This is a genomic window from Sphingobium ummariense RL-3, assembly GCF_000447205.1.
Lineage (GTDB): Bacteria > Pseudomonadota > Alphaproteobacteria > Sphingomonadales > Sphingomonadaceae > Sphingobium > Sphingobium ummariense.
Map to the genome: position 1 here is coordinate 26785 of NZ_AUWY01000116.1, position 24385 is coordinate 51169.

24 protein-coding genes are annotated in these 24385 nt (G+C 64.2%); 11 read left to right on the top strand and 13 right to left on the bottom strand.

What is annotated here, in order from left to right:
• The first annotated feature begins 62 nt into the window (after positions 1-62).
• The 3 genes from M529_RS41855 to M529_RS41865 all read left to right on the top strand — a co-directional run bounded on the left by M529_RS41855 (position 63) and on the right by M529_RS41865 (position 5827).
• Positions 63-2942 carry a TonB-dependent receptor plug domain-containing protein gene (locus tag M529_RS41855; RefSeq protein ID WP_021319194.1) on the top strand — a complete coding sequence of 960 codons (2880 nt, stop codon included), beginning with the start codon at positions 63-65 and terminating at the stop codon, positions 2940-2942.
• 103 nt (positions 2943-3045) lie between these two features.
• Positions 3046-4344, top strand: coding sequence for a spinster family MFS transporter (locus M529_RS41860; RefSeq protein WP_031295283.1), 1299 nt, complete (start codon positions 3046-3048; stop codon positions 4342-4344).
• 181 nt (positions 4345-4525) lie between these two features.
• The gene (locus tag M529_RS41865) at positions 4526-5827 is read left to right on the top strand and encodes a DUF1254 domain-containing protein (protein ID WP_236617714.1); all 1302 of its coding nucleotides are present in this window, start codon (positions 4526-4528) and stop codon (positions 5825-5827) included.
• A 2-nt stretch (positions 5828-5829) separates the two neighbouring features.
• Here the strand turns inward: M529_RS41865 and M529_RS41870 are convergent, their stop codons facing one another.
• The 8 genes from M529_RS41870 to M529_RS41900 form a co-directional block, all read right to left on the bottom strand.
• Positions 5830-6576 (bottom strand): SDR family oxidoreductase, encoded by a 747-nt coding sequence (locus M529_RS41870; protein ID WP_021319197.1) that lies wholly within the window; start codon positions 6574-6576, stop codon positions 5830-5832.
• Between the two features lie 11 nt (positions 6577-6587).
• On the bottom strand, positions 6588-7586 hold the full coding sequence (locus M529_RS41875) for an acyl-CoA dehydrogenase family protein (RefSeq protein ID WP_021319198.1): 999 nt from the start codon (positions 7584-7586) through the stop codon (positions 6588-6590).
• Between the two features lie 3 nt (positions 7587-7589).
• Positions 7590-8765, bottom strand: coding sequence for an acetyl-CoA C-acetyltransferase (locus M529_RS0124975; RefSeq protein WP_031295284.1), 1176 nt, complete (start codon positions 8763-8765; stop codon positions 7590-7592).
• Positions 8766-8782: 17 nt separating this feature from the next.
• Positions 8783-9961, bottom strand: coding sequence for an acyl-CoA dehydrogenase family protein (locus M529_RS41880; RefSeq protein ID WP_021319200.1), 1179 nt, complete (start codon positions 9959-9961; stop codon positions 8783-8785).
• A 4-nt stretch (positions 9962-9965) separates the two neighbouring features.
• Complete coding sequence (locus M529_RS41885) at positions 9966-11114, bottom strand: thiolase family protein (protein WP_021319201.1); 1149 nt, start codon at positions 11112-11114, stop codon at positions 9966-9968.
• Complete coding sequence (locus M529_RS41890) at positions 11111-11533, bottom strand: Zn-ribbon domain-containing OB-fold protein (protein ID WP_021319202.1); 423 nt, start codon at positions 11531-11533, stop codon at positions 11111-11113. The genes M529_RS41885 and M529_RS41890 overlap by 4 nt, the downstream gene beginning before the upstream one ends.
• A 73-nt stretch (positions 11534-11606) precedes the next feature.
• Positions 11607-12404 carry a helix-turn-helix transcriptional regulator gene (locus tag M529_RS41895; protein ID WP_021319203.1) on the bottom strand — a complete coding sequence of 266 codons (798 nt, stop codon included), beginning with the start codon at positions 12402-12404 and terminating at the stop codon, positions 11607-11609.
• A gap of 2 nt (positions 12405-12406) precedes the next feature.
• On the bottom strand, positions 12407-13024 hold the full coding sequence (locus M529_RS41900; protein ID WP_021319204.1) for a TetR/AcrR family transcriptional regulator: 618 nt from the start codon (positions 13022-13024) through the stop codon (positions 12407-12409).
• 118 nt (positions 13025-13142) lie between these two features.
• Here M529_RS41900 and M529_RS41905 point away from each other — a divergent pair, with 118 nt between their 5' ends.
• The gene (locus M529_RS41905) at positions 13143-13895 is read left to right on the top strand and encodes an SDR family NAD(P)-dependent oxidoreductase (protein ID WP_021319205.1); all 753 of its coding nucleotides are present in this window, start codon (positions 13143-13145) and stop codon (positions 13893-13895) included.
• A gap of 14 nt (positions 13896-13909) precedes the next feature.
• On the opposite strand, the gene M529_RS41910 is transcribed toward M529_RS41905, so the two are convergent.
• Positions 13910-14599 carry a carboxymuconolactone decarboxylase family protein gene (locus tag M529_RS41910; RefSeq protein ID WP_021319206.1) on the bottom strand — a complete coding sequence of 230 codons (690 nt, stop codon included), beginning with the start codon at positions 14597-14599 and terminating at the stop codon, positions 13910-13912.
• A gap of 167 nt (positions 14600-14766) precedes the next feature.
• Between M529_RS41910 and M529_RS41915 the strand changes: the two genes are divergently transcribed.
• The 7 genes from M529_RS41915 to M529_RS41945 all read left to right on the top strand — a co-directional run bounded on the left by M529_RS41915 (position 14767) and on the right by M529_RS41945 (position 21673).
• Positions 14767-15654 carry an SDR family NAD(P)-dependent oxidoreductase gene (locus tag M529_RS41915; RefSeq protein ID WP_021319207.1) on the top strand — a complete coding sequence of 296 codons (888 nt, stop codon included), beginning with the start codon at positions 14767-14769 and terminating at the stop codon, positions 15652-15654.
• On the top strand, positions 15651-16403 hold the full coding sequence (locus M529_RS41920; protein WP_021319208.1) for an SDR family NAD(P)-dependent oxidoreductase: 753 nt from the start codon (positions 15651-15653) through the stop codon (positions 16401-16403). Before M529_RS41915 ends, M529_RS41920 begins: the two co-directional genes overlap by 4 nt.
• Positions 16400-17560 carry an acyl-CoA dehydrogenase family protein gene (locus M529_RS41925; protein ID WP_021319209.1) on the top strand — a complete coding sequence of 387 codons (1161 nt, stop codon included), beginning with the start codon at positions 16400-16402 and terminating at the stop codon, positions 17558-17560. The genes M529_RS41920 and M529_RS41925 overlap by 4 nt, the downstream gene beginning before the upstream one ends.
• Complete coding sequence (locus M529_RS41930) at positions 17557-18996, top strand: DUF1254 domain-containing protein (protein ID WP_021319210.1); 1440 nt, start codon at positions 17557-17559, stop codon at positions 18994-18996. The genes M529_RS41925 and M529_RS41930 overlap by 4 nt, the downstream gene beginning before the upstream one ends.
• Positions 18993-20063, top strand: coding sequence for a phosphotransferase family protein (locus M529_RS41935; RefSeq protein ID WP_021319211.1), 1071 nt, complete (start codon positions 18993-18995; stop codon positions 20061-20063). Before M529_RS41930 ends, M529_RS41935 begins: the two co-directional genes overlap by 4 nt.
• Entirely contained in the window at positions 20060-20842 is a 783-nt protein-coding gene (locus M529_RS41940) for an enoyl-CoA hydratase/isomerase family protein (RefSeq protein ID WP_021319212.1), read from the top strand. Before M529_RS41935 ends, M529_RS41940 begins: the two co-directional genes overlap by 4 nt.
• A gap of 75 nt (positions 20843-20917) precedes the next feature.
• Positions 20918-21673, top strand: coding sequence for a DUF2889 domain-containing protein (locus M529_RS41945; protein ID WP_021319213.1), 756 nt, complete (start codon positions 20918-20920; stop codon positions 21671-21673).
• Here the strand turns inward: M529_RS41945 and M529_RS49925 are convergent.
• From M529_RS49925 to arsC, 4 genes are read right to left on the bottom strand one after another with little or no spacing between them, the layout of a single operon-like run.
• Positions 21664-21978: a hypothetical protein gene (locus M529_RS49925; protein WP_152522639.1), complete on the bottom strand. Its 315-nt coding sequence runs from the start codon at positions 21976-21978 to the stop codon at positions 21664-21666. The genes M529_RS41945 and M529_RS49925 overlap by 10 nt on opposite strands.
• Positions 21911-22666, bottom strand: a complete 756-nt coding sequence (arsH, locus tag M529_RS41950) for an arsenical resistance protein ArsH (protein WP_021319215.1) — start codon at positions 22664-22666, stop codon at positions 21911-21913. Before arsH ends, M529_RS49925 begins: the two co-directional genes overlap by 68 nt.
• Positions 22667-23953, bottom strand: coding sequence for an arsenic transporter (locus M529_RS41955; protein ID WP_021319216.1), 1287 nt, complete (start codon positions 23951-23953; stop codon positions 22667-22669). It lies immediately after the preceding gene.
• On the bottom strand, positions 23953-24381 hold the full coding sequence (gene arsC, locus M529_RS41960) for an arsenate reductase (glutaredoxin) (protein ID WP_021319217.1): 429 nt from the start codon (positions 24379-24381) through the stop codon (positions 23953-23955). Before arsC ends, M529_RS41955 begins: the two co-directional genes overlap by 1 nt.
• Positions 24382-24385: the final 4 nt, after the last annotated feature.

Here is a 24385-nt window from a genome sequence, read left to right on the forward strand (position 1 = left end):
CTGACAGGATGAAACGAGATTTCAGGGCGAAAGACAAAATGGCCCTAATCAGAGGGAGAGAGATGATGACAAGGTTCAAGATTGGCCGATTGGCGCTCCTTTCGGGATGCGCGTTTGCCGGGATCATCGTGCCGGCCCATGCGCAAACGGCGACGACCGAACCGCAGTCGGCGGAGGATGCCGGCGCGCCTTCCACACGCGACATCGTCGTCACCGGAACGCGCGTCGTGCGCGACGGCTACAACCAGCCGACACCGGTCACCGTTGCGCCCACAACGGAGTTGGTGAAGGCGACCCCAACCAATCTCGCCGATGCGATCAACAAGCTGCCGCAGTTCGCCAACTCCGTGAGCCCACAGTCCAACAGCCAGTTGCAGGGCAATAGCGGCGAACATGGCAATCTGCTCAACCTGCGCGGCGTCGGCCCGACGCGGGCGCTGATCCTCCTCGACGGCATCCGCGTTCCGCCTACGACTTTCCGCGGCGCGGTGGACGTCAATACGATTCCCCAGCTGCTGATCCAGCGGGTGGATGTCGTGACCGGCGGCGCATCGGCTGTCTATGGCTCCGACGCCGTCAGCGGCGCGGTCAACTTCGTCCTCGACAAGAAGTTCACCGGCGTGAAGGGCGTCGCGCAGCGCGGCGTATCGACACGGGGCGACCTCGGCAACTATCGCATCGGCATTGCAGGGGGCCTCAGCTTTGCAGGCGATCGCGGTCATGTCCTTGCCTCGATCGAGCGTTTTCACAGCGATGGCATCAAGCGCAGCGCTCGCATCTATGGTGACGACGCCTATGCGGCCGTGGGCTCGGTCCCCGGATCGACCGCCGCACCCGGTCGCGCGGCAAACCCATTCATCTTCCTGCCGAACCTGCGTTTCACGACCAACGACTATAATAACGGCATCATCCTGACGAGCACCGTGCCCTCGCTCGCCAACAACATCTTCCTGCCCGGCGGCGCGGTCCGCCCGATACAGCGCGGCACCCCCACCGGGACGCCCGGCACCAATGTGGGCGGCGATGGCCTCTATATTCCCGGTTTCAACCAGTTGATCGCACCGCTGACGACGACCCAGGGCTTCGGCCGACTGGCCTACGACCTGACCGACGGGCTGACGGCGCATGTCCAGGGCAGCTATTCGCGCAGCGTCACCAGCTACGATACGCAGGCCCAGTCCGTGCTCGGCTTCCGCTTCTTCAGCGGCAACGCCTTCCTGAACCCGGCGGTCCAGGCGCAAATGGGCCCCAATGACAGCTTCACCGTCTTCCGCTTCATCGGCGAGCAGGGGCCGATCCCGACGCGGGAGGCGACCAATGCCTATCTCATCAACGGCGGCCTTGAGTGGAACCTTGGCGGATGGAATATCACCGCCGACTATACCCATGGCAATTCCGTCACCAAATTCGCTCAGACGCAGGTCGAGATTCCCAAGCTGGCAGCAGCGCTGGACGCGGTTCGCGGACCCGATGGCTCGATCGTATGCCGCGTTACGCTGACCAACCCCGGCCTCTATCCGGGGTGTAAGCCGCTCAATGTCTTCGGCGCGGGAACACCCTCCGCCGCCGATTTGCAAACCGTCCTTGGCGTATCCCGCTATCGTGCGATGAACACGACCGACGACTTCGTCGTGTCGGCGCGAGGGGATCTGTTCGAGCTTCCGGCTGGTCCGGTGACGGTCGCCATTGGCGGGCAATATCGTGAGCAGAAGCTGGACCTGACGTCCAATTCGGATCCCACGGTGCCCATCGATTTTACCGGGCTGCGCGGCATTCCCGCCAATCGTCAGACCCGCTTCAACAACACCAATGTGGGTGCGGCCTTTGGCAAGCTGAACGTGAAGGAAGCCTTTGCAGAAGCGCAGGTTCCGATATTTAAGGGCAAGCCTTTTGCGGAAGAACTGAGCCTCAACGGTGCGTTCCGCCTCACCGACTATAGCACCAGCGGAAGCGTCAAGACCTGGAAGGTCGGCGCGGTCTACAAGCCCATCCAAGACATCATGTTCCGTGCCACGCGATCGCGGGACATCCGCGCGCCTTCGCTGTTCGAGCTGTTCGCCGGCGTTCAGACCGCGCCCGTGAACTTCAACGATCCACACACGGGCACGTCGGGTTCGATCCGTCAGCTCAGCGGCGGCAATCCCAATCTCGATCCCGAAACCGGCGACACCTTCGCTGCGGGCATCGTTCTTAGCCCCAGCTTCCTGCCGGGCTTCGACCTATCCGTCGATTATTACGATCTCAAGATCAAGGGCGCCATTGCTACCCAAGGGTTGAACGACGTGATCAACGAATGCGAAACGTCGAACGGCACATCACCAACCTGTGCGCTTATCGAAAGGCCGCTGCCCTTCAGCGACCGGTCAGCCGGCAACTATCCGATTTCGGTGAGTCTCATCACGCAGAATATTAGCTTCCTGCGGACCAGCGGTCTGGATATTGCTGCGTCGTACCGGACCAAGCTCGGCAATGGCGAGCTCGCGCTGCGCGCCTCCGCCAACTACCTGGACCGCTACAAGTCACAAACCAATTCCATCGCGCCGGTGATCGATTATGCCGGCCATGGGGTCAACAGCCAGACGGGCTATGCCTATCCCAAGTTCAGGGGTACGCTCAGCGCCAACTACACCAATGGGGGCCTCACCCTGTTCGTGCAGGAGTCTATGATCGGCAAGGTGACCATCGGCAACCTGAAGAACGACCCGACGTCCTTCTATGCCGTCCCTGCGATCAAGCCGGTCTTCTATACCGACGCCACGGCATCCTATAAGTTCGACGTGCGCGGGGAGCCGGAGCTGTTCGTGACAGCCACGAACCTGTTCGACCGCAAGCCGCCGCTGGTTGCCGCGGCCGCCGCGCCGGGACTTCTCTACCCGACCCTGTTCACGCTCTACAACGTTGCCGGGCGCACGCTCACGGCCGGGGTTCGTTTCAAGTTCTGATGGGTTGCCAGACGGACTGCCGACGAGGGAAGTTCGATAATTCGGGGAGGCCCGCCCAAGGCGGGCCTCCCATCAATCAAAGAGCTTTTCAAGAGGTAAGCGCATGAACAGCCCTCCCATTGGCCTAACTGCCCCGCCGACCACCTCCGCGGCCGGGTTGCGCCGTACGATGCTGGTCATGCTGGGCCTGGTTTCGATGTTCAACTATATCGATCGCACGGTCCTGTCAGTGCTTCAGGAACCGATCAAGCGGGAGCTGGGGTTGAGCGACGGCCAGCTCGGACTGCTCACCGGCCTTGCCTTCGCGCTGTTCTACGCGACGCTTTCCCTTCCGATCGCGCGCCTGGCGGATCGCTTCAATCGCCGCAACATCATCGCCGCCTCGCTCGCCACCTGGAGCGGCATGACCGCGCTTTCGGGCCTGGCGACCGGCTTCGGCTCGCTGGTCGCATTCCGCATCGGCGTCGCACTGGGAGAAGCGGGCTCCGTGCCGGCTTCCCATTCCATCATCGCTGATTATTACCCGCCCGAAAAGCGGGTCACGGCGCTCGCACTATGGGGACTGGCGCTCCCGGCCGGGATCATGCTTGGCTATGCATCGGGCGGCTGGATCGCCGCCGCGCTGGGGTGGCGTCTCGCCTTCGGGGTGATCGGCGTCGCAGGGCTGGCCCTGGCGCCGCTCGTCCTGCTGCTCGTGCGGGAGCCTGCGCGGACGGGATCGGGCCTTTCGGCCAGAACGGAAAAAGCGCCACCCCTCGGCGAAGCCATGCGCTTCCTGTGGCGGCTGCGGACCTATCGCTACATGCTGATCGGCACGACCCTTCATGCCTTCGCCCAATATGCGATGATGAGCTGGTCCGCGCCCTTCTACATGCGCGTCCACCATATGCCGCTTGCCGACGTCGCCTCCTGGCTGGCGCTGATGAACGGGCTGGGAGGCGGCATCGGCATCTATCTGGGCGGCCGCCTGTCGGACGCGGCGGGATCGCGCGATCCGGCGGGTCGCGTCTGGGTGAGCGCCGCCGCGATGCTCCTGATGGTGCCGGCCGCGCTGGTCCAGTTCCTGATCCCTTCGCTGACGGCGTCGCTGGCGTTCGGCTTCCTGGCGACCATGCTGATGTTCTTCTATTATGGCCCGATCATAGGTGTCCCGCAGTCTGTTGTTCCGCCGCGCATCCGGGCACTTACGTCGGCCGTGACCCTGTTGGTCTTCAACCTGTTCGGGCTCGGTCTGGGGCCGGCGCTGACGGGGTTCCTCAGCGATTATCTGGCGGCGGCGGACGGGATGCACGACACATCGCTGCGTTACGCGCTTTCGGCCGTGGTCCTGTTCTCGCTCGCGGGCGCTGGCAGCATCGCCTGGGCATCCCGCTTCTACGCAGGAGATCTTAAGGAGCATTGAATCTCTCATGCTGCCAGTCCTTTCTCACAAGCTGTTGTTCGCCCTTCTGTTGAGCGTCGTTGCCCCACAGCCGCTTCAGTCAGAGCCGCTCCAAAACGCGACGAACACGCGGCAGATATTTGCCGGTGCAAGCACCGACCCTTACACCCTGGCCGTTCGGGCAACTGTCTGGGGCTACCCCTTGGTTCGGGCTGCGCAGCTGCGGCAGAAGGCAACTCAGCCGGAGCATCCTTTCGCTCCTCGTCCGGCAACGCTTGCCACGGCTCCGATCAACCGGATCGGGCAGGCGCGCGATCTTGCCGGACCCGACACGCGGATCGGTGTCGCGCCGAACAACGACACACTCTACAGCCTCGCCTTTCTCGACACGCAGGCGGGGCCGTTTCAGCTCGACACGCCAGACTTCGGGACACGCTACCATGTCTTTCAGTTCGGCGACGCAGACAGCGAGACGCGGCAATCCTATGGTCAGAGCAGCCATGGCGGGCGGCTTCCGCCGATTTTCATCGTCGGGCCGGACTATCGCGGAGAAATCCCGAAGGGCGTGAAGGTCGTCCGCAGCGCGCAGCGTTACCTCATGGTGGCGGGACGCATCCTCGTCGACGGACCACAGGATCTGTCGAACGTACATCGCCTTCAGGACGCGATAAGGCTGCGCCAATGGTCTGGCGGGGGACGCCTGACCGAAGCGCCGATAACATCGCAGCGCCCCTTGGCAGGCGACAGGAAGGACGTGCCCGAAGGCCTGAAGCTTCTCGTCGATCTGGGCACGGTGCTTGAAGACTGGCGCGTGTCGAAGGAGGATACCGATTTGGTCGCATCCCTGCGCCGCATCGGCCTCACCGTCCAAAGCGGCTTCCGCTACGCGCATCTGCCGGCAGCCGAGCGCGCCGCCATCGAGCGTGGCGTCGCCGATGGCCTTGCCATCATTCGGGAGAAGACGCGCCATCTCGGCACGCTTTCGGGTGGCTGGTCCACCAGCTATGCCGGCTCCCGCTTCGATCGGGATTTCCTGTTGCGCGCAGCCGTGGCGATGGACCAGATTTATGTGCTTGAGAAGGGCGAAGCGCTTTACCCGGTCGCTCATCTCGATGCGCAAGGGCGACAGCTCGACGGCCGGAACAACTACACCCTCTGCTTTCGTAAACAGGATTTGCCTCCGGTGGACGGCTTCTGGTCCATCACGCTCTATTATGAGAAAGGCTTTCTGGCCGCCAATCCGATCGATCGCTACTCGATCGGCGACCGGACGCCCGACCTCACCTATGGACCGGATGGATCGCTTCGCCTTCTCATCCAGAATCACGATCCCGGCGTGGACGGACGGGCGAACTGGCTGCCCGCTCCGCGCGAACCGTTCATGCTGATGATGCGCCTTTACCGCCCCAAGGCAAGGGCAGCGGAGGCAGGATGGCATCCGCCAGCCGTCCAACCGATTAACACAAAAGTCCCGCCTGCTTCAGCGGGTTGTGAGAGCCCCTAGCATCAGGCCACCGTCCGCCCGTTGTCGATCACGATCTCCGCGCCGTTCAGCCGGGCGGACTCGTCCGACACCAGAAACAGGACCAGATCAGCGACATGCTCCGGCTGCCCCTCATGCCGTTGGGCGGCTTCGCGCAACTCGAGCGCGGCGAAGCGATAGGCCTTGCGCACCATCTGCGTATCGTGCGAGCCGGGGAGAACCACATTGGCGCGAACGGGATAGTCCTGCTGCTGGCAATGCACGATCAGGCTGCGCGTCATGGAGAGCACGGCTCCCTTCGCCGCGCTATAGGCGAACACCGCCGGATTGCCCCGGATCGCGGCTACCGACGCGATGTTGACGATCGATCCCGCGCCGCTGGCCGCCAGAGCCGGCAGGCAGGTCTTGCATCCCAGGAACGTCCCTTCCGCCGAAACGGCCATCACGCGGCGGAATGCTTCCAGCGACGACTGCTCGACCGTTTCGAAGACGGCAATGCCGGCATTGTTGACCAGCGCATCGAGCCGGCCATGCGCCTCCATGATGGCTTCCAGCGCTGCCTGCCATTGCGCTTCGCAGGTCACGTCCAGACGCAATGCCATCGCGGCCGGAAGCGTATCGGCGACCCGCTGCGCTTCCCCCTCGTCGATATCGGCGACGATCACCCGCGCACCTTCGCGTGACAGTGCTTCGGCGTCAGCCTTACCCAGCCCGTGCGCCGCGCCTGTGACGAGAACGACCTTCCCTTCAACTCTGCCTTTCGTGACCATGGCCGATCCCGTCAGGCTGCCAGGGCGGCTCGGGCGGCGATCCCACCGCCATGGAGGCGTGACAGCAGCAGCACGCGGCGCAGCACGCGCCCGACCGCGAGTTCATCCGTCACCCCCATGCCGCCATGCAGCTGGACAGCCTCCTCCGCGAGTTTCAAGGCAACGTCGCCAATATAGGCCCTTGCTGCCGTCACGGCCTGGACCCGTTTTTCTTCCTCGACCAGGGCCGCTTTCAGAAGCAACGATCGCGACTGCTCCAGCCAGGTGTACATCCGCGCGCAGCGATGCTGCACGACCTGGAAGCTCGCGATCGGCTTGCCGAACTGGTGGCGCTGTCTGACATAATCGACGGTCAGGTCGAGCAGGGTCGCCATCGCGCCGACCAGTTCGGCGACGATCGACAGGCCTGTGAGAGCGTGAGCTTCGGCCCATAGGCTCGCCGGGACCGTGAGCGGCTGGGCCTGCGCCGCATCGAATCGCACATTGGCCGCCATGCTGCCGTCGACCAGACGAACCGGCGTCCTGCGAACGCCGCTGTCCTGACCGTCAACAAGCAGAAGCGTGCCCGCTTCCGTTTCCACGACGAAGGCTTCAGCGTCCATGCCATCCCGGACGATGCCCGCCGATCCGCAAAGCCTTTCGTCCACAAACGCGCCACCCGATGCGAATGCGAGCAGCGCGTCACCTTGCATCAGCCTGTCGCTCCAGCGCTCGGCCGCAGGATTACCAGCGATCACCCGGCCGCATAGCAGGATAGCCTCGGCCATGGGCGTGATCGCAAGGGCGCGTCCCAGCTCTTCCGAAACGATCATCACCTCTACCGCGCCGCCGCCCAGACCGCCTGCCTGCTCCGGCGTCAGCAGGGCGAAAAGGCCGAGTTCCCCCAAGGCGCGCCAGTCGTCCGGAGACATCGGCCCCTTTGCCATGGTCGTCGCGTCATAGCGGTCCGCCAGAAAGCGGCGGACCATGTCGCGGACCATTGCCTGCTCATCGCTGAGCGCGAGGTTCATGGCTCAGAGCACCTCGATGATCGAGGCGTTGGCGATGCCGCCACCTTCGCACATGGTCTGGAGGCCATAGCGCTGGCCGCGCGCCTTCAGCGCATGGACGAGCGTCGCCATCAGCTTCGTCCCGGTCGCGCCGAGCGGATGGCCAAGCGCAATCGCGCCCCCATTGACGTTCAACCTCGCCGGGTCCGCGTCGAGCGCCTTCATCCAGGCCATGGGGATCGACGCGAAGGCTTCGTTCACTTCGAACAGATCGATGTCCTTCATCGACATGCCAGCCCGATCGAGAACCCGCCGCGTCGCCGGGATCGGTTCTTCCAGCATGATGACCGGGTCACCCGCCGTGACCGCCAGATTGACGATACGGGCGATGGGCGTCAGGCCATGCGCCCTGACGGCGGCTTCGGACGCGACGAGCACGCCGCTCGCGCCGTCGCAGATCTGGCTCGCGGTCGCCGCGGACAGCGTGCCACCCTCGCTCAGCAGCTTGACCGAACCGATCGACTCCATCGACGCATCGGCGCGGACCCCTTCGTCTCGGTCATGGATGGCTTGCTCCCCTTCCGCCGTGACGATGGGCACCGGCACGATCTCCTTGTCGAACGCGCCTGCATCCATGGCCGCTGCCGCCTTCTGGTGGCTGGCGAGCGCGAACCGGTCATGATCGTCGCGGGTGAAGCCATATTTGTCCGCGATCATCTGTGCGCCGTGGAACTGGCTGAACATCTCCACGCCATAGCGCTTCTGGATCGCCTCGGAGAAAGGATTGGCGCCGATGCCGCCGGCTTTGGCCAGCGTGATGGGGGAACCCATCGGCACGCGCGTCATGCTCTCGACGCCGCCGGCGATCACGATGTCCTGAAGGCCCGACATGACCGCCTGCGCCGCGAAATGCACGGCCTGCTGGGATGAGCCGCACTGCCGGTCGATCGTCACCGCCGGCACGCTGTCGGGCAGGCTGGAGGCAAGCACGATGTTGCGGCCGAAGGCGAAGGTCTGCTCGCCCATCTGGCTGACGCAACCGATGATGACATCGTCAATCGCGGCGGGATCGACACCGGCGTCGGCGACCAGTGCGTCCAGAACGAGGGCGCCAAGATCGGCGGGGTGCCAGCCGGCAAGGCGGCCGTTGCGGCGGCCGCCGGCGGTGCGACGGGCGGAAACGATATAGGCTTCAGGCATGATGCATCCTTCTTTGTCTAAAGGCCGAGCGCGGCCTTCGCGATGAGGGTGAGCTGGATTTCGCTGGTGCCGCCGAAGATCGACCAGGCGCGGGCATTGAGGTAGCGGGCCGCCGCGACCTGTGCTTGCGCCGAACCGACGGGAGAGGGCATGTCGTCGCCGTAGAAGGGACGCTCAACCGGCAATTGAAGACCGGCCAGACCGAAGGCGTCTACCGCCAGCGCCTCCACGCCCTGTCGGATTTCGGACGCCAGCAGCTTGGTGGTCAGGCTGCGCGGGTCGGGCGCGGCGCCATGCTCGATCTCGATCAGCGTCCGAAGCTCTGTCATCTCCAGCGCTTCCGCCTCCAGCTGGAGCCGGAGAGCGCGATCCGCCAGTTCGCCGGTCAGCGGCCCTGTCGATGTGCGCAATCGGGCAAGATCAGCCAGGATCGCCGGCGCGAAGCTGGACCCGCCCCGCTCATTCTCCAGCAGGAACTTGGCGATCGACCAGCCTTGCCCCTCATCGCCCACACGGTCGGAGACCGGTACCCGCACTTCATCGAGGAAGACCTCGTTCAACTCGTGATCGCCCGATGCGCTGAGGATCGGTTTGACCGTCACGCCGGGGAGCGCCATGTCGATCAGCAGAAAGCTGATGCCTTGCTGCGGCTTCACGTCCGCGTCGGTCCGGACGAGGGCGAAGAGCCGGTTCGCATATTGCGCCTGCGTGGTCCAGATCTTGTGCCCCGACACGACATAATGGTCGCCATCGCGCACGGCGCGAGTCCGCAGGCTGGCGAGGTCGGAGCCGGAGCCGGGTTCCGAAAATCCTTGCGCCCAAACATGTTCGGCCGTGCGCAGGCGCGGGAGGTAATGATCCTTCTGCGCCGGGGTGCCATAGGTGTACAGCACCGGGCCCACCAGCTTCAGGCCCATGCCGGGAAGGACCGGAGCGCCTGCCTCCGCGCATTCCTTCTCGAAGATCCAGCGCTGGATCGGCGTCCATCCCGGCCCGCCCGCATGGCCCGGCCAGTGATAGACGAGCCATCCGCGCGCTTCCAATATCGCCTGCCATTCGCGTGCGATATCGGGTTCGGCGAAGACACCGGATGTCAGCGCAGCCCCGCGCCGAAGCTCGGGCGAAAGCGACGCGGCGAGGAAAGCGCGCACCTCTTCGCGGAACGCATGCTGTTCGGGGCTAAGCGCGAGATCCATGGCGTCAGCGCTCCACGATAGCGACGGCGGACACGCCCGGCGCGCCGTAGACATGGCTGTAGCCGAGGCGCAGCTTGCCCGGTGCCTGTCGCGCGCCCGCCTGCCCGATCAGCTGCACATAATTTTCGTAGACCTGGCGAAGCCCCGATGCGCCGATCGGCTCCCCGCAGGCGAGGCACCCGCCATCGGTGTTGACCGGCAGGCTGCCGTCGATCCGGGTGCGGCCCTCGGCGATCCACGCGGTCTGCTCGCCATCCGCGCAAAAGCCGTTTTCGGCCATGTGCATGATCTCGGCCCCCGCCTCCGTGTCCTGAAGTTGCGCGATGTCGATGTCTTCGGGGCCGACACCCGCCATCTCGTAGGCCGCCTTGGATGCGACGCTGGTCGGTGAGCCGCCCCGCTCCAGGTCCAACGCCGGCGAAAAAACCTCGAACGACCCTTGGGGACGCGTGCGAACCGCTGCCGCCCGCAGCCGAACCGCCGGCAGGCCGAGCTCGCGCGCTTTCCTGCCACTCGCCAGCAACAGCGCCACCGCGCCTTCCCCGGGCGAGCAGAACATGAATTTGGTGAGCGGATCGCTGACCATCTGCGAATGGAGGATGGTGTCGATGTCCACCGCTTCACGCCGCCAGGCATGATCGGCCAGAACACCATTGGAAAACGCCTTTTCGGCGACAGCGCCCAGCGTGTGCGGGGTGATGCCATGGAGGCTCATATAGCGCTGGATCTTCATGGCGAAGAACTGGGTGGTCAGCATCAGCCCCGTCTCGCCATACCAGTCAGGCAACCCCCAGTCCCCCGGCAGGGGCGAGAAGGAGCCGCGCGGGTGCTTGTCGAAGCCTACGGCCAGACCGATGTCGAACTCGCCGGACTTGATCGTGCTGTAGGCGCCGAACATGGCCGAACCGCCAGTCGCGCACCCGTTGGCGACGTTGATGAAGGGGATGCCGGTCAGCCCCAGTTCCGACACCATCGTGTCCGCATTCCCGGCGGCATCCGATCCGCCGAAGGCGAACTGGATATCGCGCCATGCCAGCCCCGCCCGTTCGAGCGCCTGGCGGACGGCGAAGACGCCCTGCTGCAGGCCCGAAAGGCCGGGCGTGCGGCCGAAGGGATGGATGCCCGCACCGACGATGAAGACATCTTCGCTCATGCCTCCCCCCCCTTGTCCGGCGCGAAGCCGAAGCTGGTCCGCAGGGCCCCGTCCATCATCTCGAAGGGCAGCGGCACGATCCGCATTGCCATGCCGATTGCCAGATCATCGAACGCCACGTCGACCAGGCGCCCCTCGACGATCAGTGCCCCGTCCAGCTCGACATAGCCCACGGCATAGGGTTCGAACGCTTCCGGGCCGGCATAGGGCGGCGACTTGGGGCGGAAGCGCTGGATAGTCCACGACCACAGCCGGCCCGTTCGTGGCAGCACGATGCGGTCGTATCCGGTGTCGTCTTCCGGTCGCGCCGGAAAGCACAGCCGACCGCTCGCCCGCTCCCTGGAGGCAAGCAGCGCAATGCCGCCTGCATCGGGACAGATGAGGCCGTCGGCTATCGGAACAGGCAGTATGTCGGGCATCGCTATCTCCTTCCGAAGACATAGCGCCCGACCGTTCGGTCGGCTTCTGACCAATACGACAGGAGTTTACGGCCTAGTTTATCATGCCCAGAAAGCCGAGCTGCGCCGCCTTGAACATCGTCTGGTCGCGGTTGACCGCGTCCAGCTTCACCGACGCCGACCGGATGTGGAATCGCACCGTTGTGCGTTGCAGGCCCAGGATGATTCCAATTTCCTCGTTCGTCTTCCCGGCAGCCGCCCAGCGCAGGCATTCCACTTCGCGCTTGGTCAACGATATGCTTCCAAGGCCCGGGCGTGCCCGCGCCGTCACCTTGACATAGCTTTGCACAAAGGCCCGCGCGAGCACGGCCAGAGCGTCCGCAGCACAGGCATAGGCATCGGACAGATCATTGGCCTCGGGCTCGGGCGAGAGGAAACTGGCTGCGCCGATCTGCCCGAACGGCAGGTGGATCGGAACCACGATTGCGGCAGCCGTCATGGCCCGGATGCGGAAATCATGCAGGTCGATCACGTCGAGGAGCGGATTGGGCAGGCGGGTGAAAAAGCCATGCGCGTTGCACCAGAACGGTTCGGCTTCCACCCGGCAGGCGTGAACGATGGGCGAGGAAAGGGCAAGCTGAGGCACCTCCCACCAACGCGACTCTTCGCCTCGGAACCCGAAGATCTCGCTTGCCAGCACAGCGCCATTCCCGTCGCGCATCGGTTCGCGGGAGGCCACATTGTGCGTGACAGCCGTACGCAGCCCGCAAAGGTCCATCACCGCATCACGAAGCCGCTCTGCCGCCGGCCCTATGCCCCCCGGCTCCGAAAAGCGGACGGCGTCGATCAAGGCAGCGGACGGCATCGTGCAGGAATGACCGATCGCGGTCATCGTCAGCGGTCCTTCAGGCTCAACCCCTCGAAAAAGGGTTTGCAGATCGCGTCGGCGACGTCCTCCGGCGATCTGCGCTTCGCCAGGGGAGGATACCATTTATAGGCCCAGTTGCACATGCCAAGGAAGCCGAGCGTGGTGATTCCGGGGTCACAAGGCCGAAAATGACCGTTCGCGATTCCCTGTTCGATGATGCCGCGAACCCGCTGCAGATAGGCATTGCGCTGCGCCCGGATATGGTCGCGCATCTCGCCTTCCAGATCTTCATAATGGTCCATGAACGCCCGGACGTAGCCCGGATGCTCCGCAATCTGCCGGAGTATGTCGATGCATGTCGCACGCAGGCGGCCCAGCGGATCGTCCGATCCACCTTCCTCCTCCAGGCCGGCCAGCAGCACGCTCATATGTGCGTCGTGCATCGCGAAGAGGATGGCATTCTTGCTTGGAAAATAATGGTAGAGCGTCGGCTTGCCGAGGCCCACCTCGTCCGCCAGCATCTGCATCGACGCCTTGTGATACCCCACGCGGTCGAACAGCGCCGCGCAATGCCTCAATATCTCGTTGCGCTTCTCGTCATGCGCTTCGGTCGTCTGCCTTTTCTTTGCTGCTTCTCGCGCCATTGCAGCCTCGGTTCCCTGTTCTGCGTCCTACCTCTCACAAAGGTAAGTCGACCGTCTGGTCGGTTCCCCCTAGGGATGACGGTTGGATGACAAGAATGCAAGTGCGAGGGAGCGGACAATGCAACTTGAAGGCAAGACGGCACTGGTCACGGGGGCGAGCTCGGGTTTGGGTCGGCATTTCGCTCGTCTGCTGGCACGGGAAGGGGCCAGCGTTGTGGTGGCGGCGCGCCGAGTCGACGCGCTCGCGGCGCTTGCCGATGAGATTGGGCAGCAGGGCGGCACTTGCATTCCCGTCGCCATGGATGTGACGGATCCGGACGCTGTCGCGACGGCCTTCCAGCAAATCGAGCGAGACGTGGCCGCGCCGCTCTCGATCCTCGTCAACAATGCAGGCGTAGCCCAGACGCGCGCGGCGCTCGATCTCAGCGCGTCCGAGTGGGCGCAGGTGCTCCAGCCCAACCTGACCGGCGCCTTCCTCGTGGCCCAGCTGGCGGCGCGGATGATGCGGAATGGAGGCGGCACGATCGTCAACGTCGCCTCAATCCTGGGGGAACGGGTGTCCAAGGGGCTGGCCGCCTATGCCGTGAGCAAGGCCGGCCTCATCCAGTTGACCAAGGCGCTCGCGCTGGAGTGGGCAGCGTTCGACATCCGGGTCAACGCGCTCGCGCCAGGCTATATCGAAACGGACCTCAACCGGGACTTCTTCGCGTCCGACGCAGGTCAGCGACTCATCTCGCGCATCCCGCAGAAGCGACTGGGCCAGATGGACGACCTGGACGGACCGCTCCTGCTGCTATGCTCCGACCAGTCGCGCTACATGACGGGATCGGTCATCGCGGTGGATGGCGGGCACCTCGTCAGCGGTCTTTGAGGGCAGGCCGTTCCTCACGCATCCATTGCGGTCGCGCCGATCACCCAGGCGGACAGGCCTGCGGTCGGAACGGCGCAGATCACCGCTTCGGCCACCGCCTCTTCGCTGGCGCCCGCCTTTCGCGCGCCCTTCATATGAACCGACGCCCATGAACTATAGTCGGCCACAAGGACAGTGACGAGCAGCAGTTCCGCATAAACAGGACCCAGCGCCGTCCCCGACAAAGTCCCTTCGCGCATGAGATAATAGGCGTCGGCACCCAAGGGTTTGACCTCGAACAGCTTGCCGAGCGAAGGCGGCATGGTGCCGAAATAGTGAAGGAAATTGGCCTGCGCGGCGCCATCTTCCACGACCATGTCGTCGTCAGACCATTCGGGGTCGGTAGCTTCGGGGTAAATCTCACGGAAAAGATCATGGAAGCGCAGCGACGCCCCCTCGCCGCGCACGCTTGCCAGGATCGCGATCGCCGCCCCGGCCTCCGCTTCGGTGAGACCGGCCGCCCGGGCTTCGGCCAGTTCCCGCGTCGCAAGTTCCCGATAGCCCTTCATCGTCGCGGCGCAGGCGACGAACAATCGCTTCATCCTCGCCGGGACAGCGCCATCAGTGTCAATGATAGTGCGCCAGCGACGGAATCCTGCGACGGTCTTGGGCGCGTCGCGACGCAGGCGGCCGAGGCTGGCGAGCGGGGGCAGAAGATCGGGCATCGTCTCTCCAATGCGTATAGACCGTCCGGTCGGTTGAGTATGGCTATGCCGCTTCACGACCGCGGTCAATGTCTGATAGGGAGTTGACGTCCGACCGGACGGTCGATTACATCGCATGCTCATATGAGGCCATGCCAATTCGGCCGACGCGAGAGGAGCGCGCCCCTATGAGGGACTTCAAGGGCAGGACCGCAGTCATCACGGGAGCCGGCAGCGGCATCGGCGCGGCGCTTGCGCATCTGGCCGCGCGGGAGGGCATGAAGCTGGTCCTCGCCGACATCAATCTCGCCGATCTTGAAGCGGTGGCCGGTACCATCGACAGCGCAGAAATCGTGCTCCAGAAGACCGACGTGGCCGATCCTGAAGCGGTGCAAGCTCTGGCCGATCTCGCATGGTCCCGCTTCGGCGAGGTATCCCTGCTGTGCAACAATGCCGGCGTCGTCCCCGGCGGCCGTCATCGGCTCGTCTGGGAATATGCGCTGGAGGACTGGCGCTGGGCCTTCGGCGTCAACATGGATGGCGTGGTCAACGGCATCCGCAGCTTCGTGCCCAGGATGCTGGCGGAGGGGCGGCCGGGGCATATCCTCAACACCGCGTCCGTGGCCGGCTTCGTGAGCGGCGAAGGCTCCGCTGTCTATGGCGCGTCCAAGCATGCCGTCGTCCGCATCACCGAAGCCCTCTATGCCGGCCTGCGCGAACGGAACGCCCCGATCGGCGTCACCATGCTCTGTCCCGGCCTGGTCGCGACCCGCATTTACGAGGCCGAACGATCCCGCCCTGCCCATCTGCGATCCAGTGACGGTCGACCGGCCGAAGCTGCGGAGTTTCTGTCGATTTCGGACAATCTGTTCCAGAATGCCCCGTCGCCCGAGGATGTCGCCGCCCAGGCATTCGACGGTATCCGGAGGGATCAGTTCTATGTCTTCACCTCGGCGCGATACGACGAGGTGATCGCGCAACGGACGCAAGCCATCCTTGCCCGGGGAAATCCGGTGTTCGAAAGCCTGATTTCCCTCAGCAAGGACAAGGCCGACGCGGAAGAAGAAAGGGCGTGAGCAGGCTTCAGGCGCGGATCGCGCTTATCACCGGCGCCGCATCGGGCATCGGACTCGCCACTGCCCGGCGCTTCGCGATAGAGGGCGCAACAGTCATCCTGGCGGACCGAAACGGAGATGCGCTGTCGGATGCGCGCGCGTCCCTGCCGGGCGACGGTCATGAGGCCGCCATCATGGATGTCACCGATGAGCAGGCATGGGCCGCGCTGGCGAATCGCATGGAAACGCGGTTCGGCACGCTCGACATCCTCGTGAACAATGCCGGGTTCGGCAAGTTCGCGTCGATCGCGGACACGAGCCTAGCGCAATGGCGTTCGATCATCGCAGTCAATCTGGACAGCGTTTTTCTGGGGACCAAATATATGATGCCGCTGCTCGCCGCCTCGGGACGGGGCGCTATCGTCAACATGTCCTCCATTCGGGGCATCGTGGCTGGCGTGGGCACAGGCTCCTACAGCGCGGCGAAGGGGGGCGTCCGGATGTTCACCAAGGCGACCGCGCTGGAATGCGCCACCGCCGGTAATGGCGTGCGCGCCAATTCCATTCATCCCGGCCACATCGCGACGCCGCTCACCGCCCCCGCCTATGCCGATGCGGAAATAGCCAGGAGCCTGCTGGCGGATGTCCCGCTCGGCCGGATCGGGCAAGCGGAGGAGATCGCCGACGGCATCCTTTTCCTGGCCAGCGACGAGTCCCGCTACATGACGGGCGCCGAACTTGTGATCGATGGGGGGAGCACCGCACAATGACCGAGCGAGCAAATGCGATCGCCGCGAAGGTGGAAGCCTTCGTCCGGACCGTGGTCATGCCTTATGAAAAGGACGGTCGTCTGGGCTTTCATGGCCCGGAGGATGCGCTCGTCATGGAACTCCGCGCAAAGGCGCGCGAGGCTGGCGTGCTGACCCCGCATATCCTGCAGGACGGATCGCATCTGACGCAGCGGGAAACGGCCATAGTCCTCATCAGGTCGGGCCTGTCGCCGCTCGGTCCGCTCGCCTGCAACACGGCCGCTCCCGACGAGGGTAACATGTATCTGCTCGGGAAGGTGGGTAACGCCGAACAGAAGGCGCGGTTTCTCGACCCGCTGATAAGGGGCGAGGCGCGATCCGCCTTCTTCATGACCGAGCCTGCCGAAACGGGGGGGGCAGGGTCCGACCCCTCGATGATGCAGACGACCTGTCGCCTCGACGGCAACCATTGGATCATCAATGGCCGCAAGAAGTTCATCACCGGGGCGGAAGGCGCGCGCGTCGGCATCGTCATGGCCCGGTCGGACGATGGCGCCTGCATGTTCCTTGTCGACCTGCCCGACCCGGCGATCCGCACGGTGCGCGTGATCGACACGATCGACAGCTCGATGCCCGGCGGGCACGCGGAAGTCGACATCGCCGACCTGCGCGTTCCGGCGGACCAGATGCTGGGCGCGAGTGGGGAAGGCTTCGCCTATGCGCAGATCCGTCTCAGCCCCGCCCGCCTGTCCCACTGCATGCGCTGGCTCGGCCTTGCGACGCGCGCCCAGGAAATCGCCACCGACTATGCCTGCCGCCGCCACGCCTTCGGCAAGCCGCTGGTCGATCATGAGGGCGTCGGCTTCATGCTGGCGGACAATCTGATCGACTTGAAGCAGGCCGAACGCATGATCGACTGGTGCGCGGGCGTTCTCGACACGGGATCGCTCGGCACGGCGGAAAGCTCCATGGCGAAGGTTGCGGTGTCCGATGCACTGTTCCGCGTCGCCGACCGCTGCGTTCAGGTGATGGGCGGGACGGGCGTGTCCGGCGACACCATCGTCGAACAGGCGTTCCGGGAAATCCGCGCCTTCCGCATCTACGATGGTCCGACCGAGGTCCATAAGTGGAGCCTGGCCAAGAAGATCAAGCGCGACTGGAAGGCGGCGCAGGGATGAGCGCTGGACGATCGATGTCAGCCATGCGGCCGATGCTGATCCTCCTGCCGTTCCTTGTGTCGACCGCGGGACATGCTCAGCCGGCGAACTTCGCCGCGCCTGAAGCGCCCACTTCGCAAGCTGGATATGGCGAAGACCTGCTGCCCCGGGACGAAAAGGATCGCGCCACCCTGCTCCGGACTGTCGCGTTCGACGCGACCGTCTATGGCATGGCTGCCTATCTGCACTATGAGCAGCTCTATCGGCAGGTGTTCGATCGAAGTTCCAGCAACTACACCGGGTTCAACCGCTTCGCGCATGAGAGGAACCTCGCGGGGCCGGATTATGCCACGTTCAAGGTGCCCAATACGGACACGCTCTACTCCACGGCCTGGATCGACCTGAGCAAGGGTCCGGTCGAAATCGACATCCCGGCCACGCAGCTCAAATATTTCACGCTCAATATCTTCGATATCTTCGGCAATCCCAGCAACCTCAGCAATCGCACCATCGGCGTCAAGGGCGGCCGCTTCCTGCTGGTGCCGCGCGGCTGGCGTGGAGCTCCCCCCGACGGGGTCACGGTCTATCCAGCCGCCACGACCCAGCTCTGGATCCTGATGCGCGCCTTCGCCCAGTCCGACGCCGAAGTCCGGACCGCGCGCGCTTTTCAGGATGCGGTCAGGATCATCGCTCCGCAAGGCGACGCGACGGCGGGCTCCGATGGCGACACATCGCCACCACCACCCGCCCCCGGCGCCATCGGGTATCTCCGGGCGCTCGACTATGTGCTTCGGGCCAATGGCTTGCAGCCGGGCGAGGAGGCCCTCGTGTCGCGCTTCCGGCCGCTCGGCATGATGGGCGACCGCCCGTTCGATCCCGATACGCTGCCCCCGGCCACGCGAGTGGCGATCGAAAGCGGCTATGCGGACGCGCTGGGCATGCTGACCCGGGCCAAGTCGCAATTGGGCGAACCCACCGGCACGGGCTGGATGAAGGTCAACAAGGGCGTCTATGGGTTCAATTATCTGCGCCGATCCGTCATCAATATGGCAGGCCTCGGCGCGAATGTGCGCGAAGAAAACGCGTCCTACACGACATTCGTGGACGGCAAGGGCGCGGCACTGGACGGCGCATCGTCGCGCTACATGCTCCGGCTGCAAACGCCTCCGCCCGTCAACAGCTTCTGGTCCGTCACGCTCTATGACGCGAAGACCTTCGCCCTCCATCCCAATCCGCTTCGCCGCTATCTGGTGAGCGACCGGACCAAGGGCCTGAAGGTGCAGAAGGACGGCTCCATCGAAATCCGCATCCAGCACGCCGCATCCTCCGATGGAAACTGGCTTCCCGCTCCGGCAGGCCCATTTTTTGTCGTGATCCGCGCCTACGGGCCAAAGTCCGACATGCTGAACGGCCAATGGCTGCCCCCGCCCATTTCAAGGGAAGGCGACGCACGATGAATGCCCTGGTCGAAGACAATAGCGGCACCGCCGCCGTCCGCCCCGGCTATGAGCTGGATCTGGGAGCGCTGGACGCCTGGATGCGCGCCAATGTCGCCGATTATGCCGGGCCGCTCACGGTCGAGCAGTTCAAGGGCGGACAGTCCAATCCGACCTACAAGCTGATCACGCCGGGCAAGACCTACGTCCTGCGCAAGCAACCGCCCGGCCTCCTGCTCAAGGGCGCCCATGCGCTCGACCGGGAAGCAAAAGTGCTTACCAGCCTTTCCCAGGCGGGATTCCCGGTCGCCGCCGTTCATGGCCTGTGCACCGATCCCGCCATTATCGGCACGATCTTCTACGTCATGGACATGGTGGAGGGCCGCATCTTCTGGGATGCTGCGATTCCTGAAGTATCCCATGCGGAAAGAGCCGCGCTGTTCGATGCGATGAACGCAACGATCGCCGACCTCCACAGCATCGATCATGTGGCCGCCGGCCTCGCTGACTATGGCCGGCCCGGAAACTATTTCGAACGGCAGATCGCGCGCTGGTCCCGCCAATATCTCGAGGACGCGGAGGCGGGGCGCGATCCCTATATGGACCGGCTGGTGGAATGGCTCCCTGCCCATATCCCGCCCGGCGAAGACACGAGCATCGTCCATGGCGACTTCCGCATCGACAATCTGATCTTCCACCCGACGCAGCCGCGCGTGCTGGCCGTGCTCGACTGGGAGCTTTCGACGCTGGGCCATCCGGGTGCCGACTTCGCCTATCATGCGATGATGTACCGCATGCCGCCGCACATCGTCGCCGGTCTGGGCGGGAGCGACCCCGCCGCGCTCGGGATCGCCGATGAAGAGGCCTATCTCGCCGCCTATTGCCGGCGAAGGGGGCTGGCGGACATGCCGGGCTACGACTTCTATATCGCCTTCAACTTCTTTCGTCTCGCGGCCATCTTCCACGGCATCAAGGGCCGGGTCATCCGCGGCAACGCCTCCTCCGCGCAGGCGCGCGAGCGCGTCGCGGTACTTCCGGAGTTGATGCGCCTCGCGTGGCGGCAGGCGGAAAGCGCCGGCGCCCGATGAACAACTCCGCAATCACGCTGGACATCGTGGAAGACGTCGCCTGGCTGACGTTGGCACGCCCCGAGAAGCGCAACGCCGTCGATCCTGAATTCGCATTCCGCCTGCATGAACTGGCGGAGCACTGCGCGGCGGACCAGGCCATACGTTGCGTCGTCCTCACCGGAAGCGGCAAGTTCTTCTGCGTCGGCGGCGACATCGATGCCTTCTCCGCCGCCGGGGAAGATGCCGAAGCAGCGGTCGGTGCCCTCGCACGCAGTTTCCACGCCGGAATCCATCGGCTCGCCACGATGGAAAAGCCTTTGGTCACGGCGATCAATGGTCCTGCCGCCGGCGCCGGGCTCAGCCTTGCGATATTGGGGGACATTGCCCTTGCGGCCGCCTCTGCGCATTTCACCTCGGCCTACAGCGCCGTCGGGCTCACGCCGGATGGTGGCGCATCATGGTGGCTCCCGCGCCTGATCGGGATGCGCCGGGCGCAGGAGATGATCTTGACCAATCGACGGATCGGGGCGGAGGAAGCGGCCGCCATCGGCCTGGTGACGCGCGTGGTTCCCGACGACGCGCTCCGTACCGAGGCATCGACTGTTGCATCGGCGCTTGCGAAGGGGCCGATCCGCGCACTCGCCAGATGTCGCGCTTTGCTGGTGGAATCGGCAACCGCCGACCTTTCCACCCAGCTTGATCGCGAAGCCGCCTCTATTGCCGAGTCCGCCGGAGCGGCCGAAGGGCGGGAAGGAGTCACCGCTTTCCTGGCGAAGCGACCGCCGCATTTCGTATGACCGCAGGTTGATGGACAAGGCGCGCTACAAGCCGCATGAACGTCGCAACCATGTCGGCAGGTCCGCGCCCTTGTCATGAGACCCAAGCAGCTCAACTTTCCGGTCAATCCGGATTACGGTACCGGCTCCACCATTCGTCGCGTATCCCTGCGCACGCAATCCGATCGGGTCGACGGCCATCTCCTCGACAATTTTCACGAGATGCGCTGCTCCATCGTGCACGATGGCACGATCGTGACCGCCGTCGCGGGGCAAAGCATCCGCATCCCCACCACGGCATGCCCCGGCGCAGTTGGCCAGCTTCAGTCGCTGGTCGGGCTGCCGATCAGTACGCCAAGGCGCGAATTCTATGCCGGGGGGATCGCGCGCCATCATTGCACCCACCTTCTGGACCTGGCGGTCATGGCGATTGGCCATGCTCGCAGACCATCCATGGAAATTCTCTATGAAGCAGAGGTTCCCGACGAGGTCGACTCGCCTGTCCCCCTCGCGATTTGGCGAAATGGCAGGCTGGCCTGTCGCTGGCTCGTCCGGCAGGGCGCAATCCTCGAGCCTTTGGAGCTTCGGGGAAGGCCGCTAGGAGCAGGCTTTGCCGCATGGGCCAGTCTCGCTTTCGACCAGGATCACCTTGAAGCCGCCACCATCCTGGCGCGCACCTGGCTCATAGCCATCGGCCGGCGCTACCTGCCATCACAAGCTGAGGGTCGCCCTGCTCGCGACAATCCGGAAATGCTGGGGCGTTGCTACGCCTACAGCGCCGGACCAGTGAAGTCTGCGGTCATGACGGGAGAGAAGGAGGTTCATTTGGACCATCTCCAGTATCAGACGTAAGTATGTTTGATATTCAGGATCAATAGTTCGAACGTCTGCGGACATCCTCGGACGGCTTTGGCATTCCAGCAGGAGAGAGTGGTCCGGTCCGAAAGATCGAACGCGGGATTTTCGGCGATTATCTTGTTGTCGGCAGCCGGGAGGCACGCGTCCTTATGGGCCGCATAGGCTTCGGTGCCGATGAACGCCTGAACGTCGGCTTCGCCGACGAGGCAGCAGACATCGTAATAAAGGCAGTCATGTAGGTTCGCCTTGAGGTGCGATGGCGATGCTCGACAGATCAGATGCCGGATCGACAGGGACACCAGCCTGCTTTCGCTCGGAGAAACGATCGACAAGCTGTGCTGCGTGAGGTCGCATAAGCACGGTGAAGCGTACCAGCTCCTCCATCACGTCCACTATCCGATCGTAATAGCTCGACGGCTTCATACGGCCCGTATCGTCAAACTCCTTGTAGGCCATAGCAACGGACGACTGGTTGGGGATGGTGAACATTCGCATCCAACGGCCGAGCAGACGCAGCGTGTTAACGGCATTAAACGACTGCGATCCGCCCGAAACCTGCATTACGGCCAGCGTTCTTCCTTGCGTTGGCCGCATGCCCCTCATTTCAAGCGGCAGATGGTCGATCTGTGCTTTCATGATGCCCGTAATCTGGCCGTGCCGCTCGGGACTGCACCATACCTGGCCCTCCGACCATAGGGCCAGTTCGCGCAATTCGTGGACGGCAGGGTGATCGTCTCCCACCACCTGGTCAGGGAGCGGCAATGTCGAAGGATCGAAGATGCGCGTTTCGGCGCCGAACAGGCGCAGGAGCCGTGCGGCCTCTTCAACGGCGAGGCGGGAAAATGATCGCTCACGCAGGCTCCCATAGAGCAGCAGAATGCGCGGGGCGGGATCATTTGCGCCCAGGCCGAGGGCAGGCCGCTGTCGGACATAGGTCCGATCGAGCGCCGGGAGATTGTCAGCGTCGTGAAGGTCGCGAAGGGGCATCTAGGCAATTCCAATGCGCAGCGCGAGCGCTGCAAGGGTGATGAGCAGGATCGGGGTAGTGAGGGTGACCCCCACCCGGAAATAGTAGCCCCAACCAATCCTGATGCCCTTCTGGCTTAGGACATGAAGCCACAACAGCGTCGCGAGCGACCCTATGGGCGTGAGCTTGGGGCCTAGGTCGCAGCCGATCACATTGGCATAGATCATCGCTTCCTTAACCGCGCCCGTAGCGTGCGTCGCGTCGATAGACAGCGCGCCTACCAGCACGGTCGGCATGTTGTTCATCACTGACGACAAGATGGCGGCAATTACCCCGGTTCCCAAGGCTGCACCCCATATCCCGCCATGCGCCATGCGGTCGAGCAGCGCGGCGAGATGATCCGTCAAACCGGCATTCCGCAGGCCATAGACAACCAGATACATGCCGAGGGAAAAGATCACGACTTGCCAAGGCGCGCCACGCAACACCTTTCGGGTTTCAATGACATGGCCGCGTGCTGCGACCGCAAGCAGCAGGATGGCGCCGACGGCGGCTACGGCGCTGACGGGCACGCCCAAGGGATCGAGCAGGAAGAAGCCGACCAGCAGCAGGGCAAGGACGATCCAACCGGCGCGGAACGTGCCGGCATCGCGGATTGCCTCACGCGGTGCGCGCACGGCGGTCACGTCATAGGCTTGCGGTATGTCTCGCCGGAAGAACAGCATCAGCGCGCCCAGCGTGGCCGCAATCGCCGCTAGATCGACGGGGACCATCACGCTGGCATAGTCGCGGAAGCCGAGATTGAAAAAGTCGGCCGACACGATGTTGACCAGGTTCGACAAGACGAGCGGCAGACTTGCTGTGTCGGCTATGAAACCGGCAGCCATGACAAAGGCAAGGGTCGCCTTGTCGCCATATCCCAGCGCCCGCAGCATGGCGATGACAATGGGCGTCAGGATCAGGGCTGCGCCGTCGTTGGCGAACAAGGACGATACCGCCGCCCCCAGCAGGACTACCAGCGCGAACAGCAGGCGACCATTACCTTTACCCCAGCGAGCGACATGAAGCGCAGCCCATTCGAAGAATCCGGCTTCATCGAGCAACAGGCTGATGACGATGATCGCGACAAATGCCGCAGTGGCATTCCAGACAATGCCCCAGACTACGGGCACGTCCGATAAGGAGACCGTGCCGGCCAGCAAGGCCACCGCCGCGCCCCCCAAGGCGCTCCACCCGATGCCGAGGCCCCTGGGTTGCCAGATGACGAGCGTTATCGTGGCGATGAATATCAGAACGGCAGCAAGCATCAGGCGATACGCTGGCCCGAGCTATCTACGACCTGTTCGCCATCCTCCTTTGCGAAAGCGCCAAGTTGCGCCGTCGGCAGAAGGTCCAGCACCGCTTCAGAGGGGCGGCAGAGCTTCACACCAAGGGGGGAAACGACCAAAGGACGATTGATCAGGATGGGATGGGCCATCATCGCGTCAACCAAGCGGTCGTCCGATAGAGACAGGTCATCCAGCCCCAGCTCCGCATAGGGTGTGCCCTTCTCTCGCAGCAGATCGCGCGCGGTGATCCCCGCGCGCTCGATCAGTTGAACCAGCAGTTCCCGAGCGGGCGGGGTTTTCAGATACTCGATAACATGCGGCTCGATGCCAGCGTTGCGGATCATAGCCAGCGCATTGCGTGACGTTCCGCATTCTGGATTGTGATAGATAATGATGTCGACGGCCACAGGG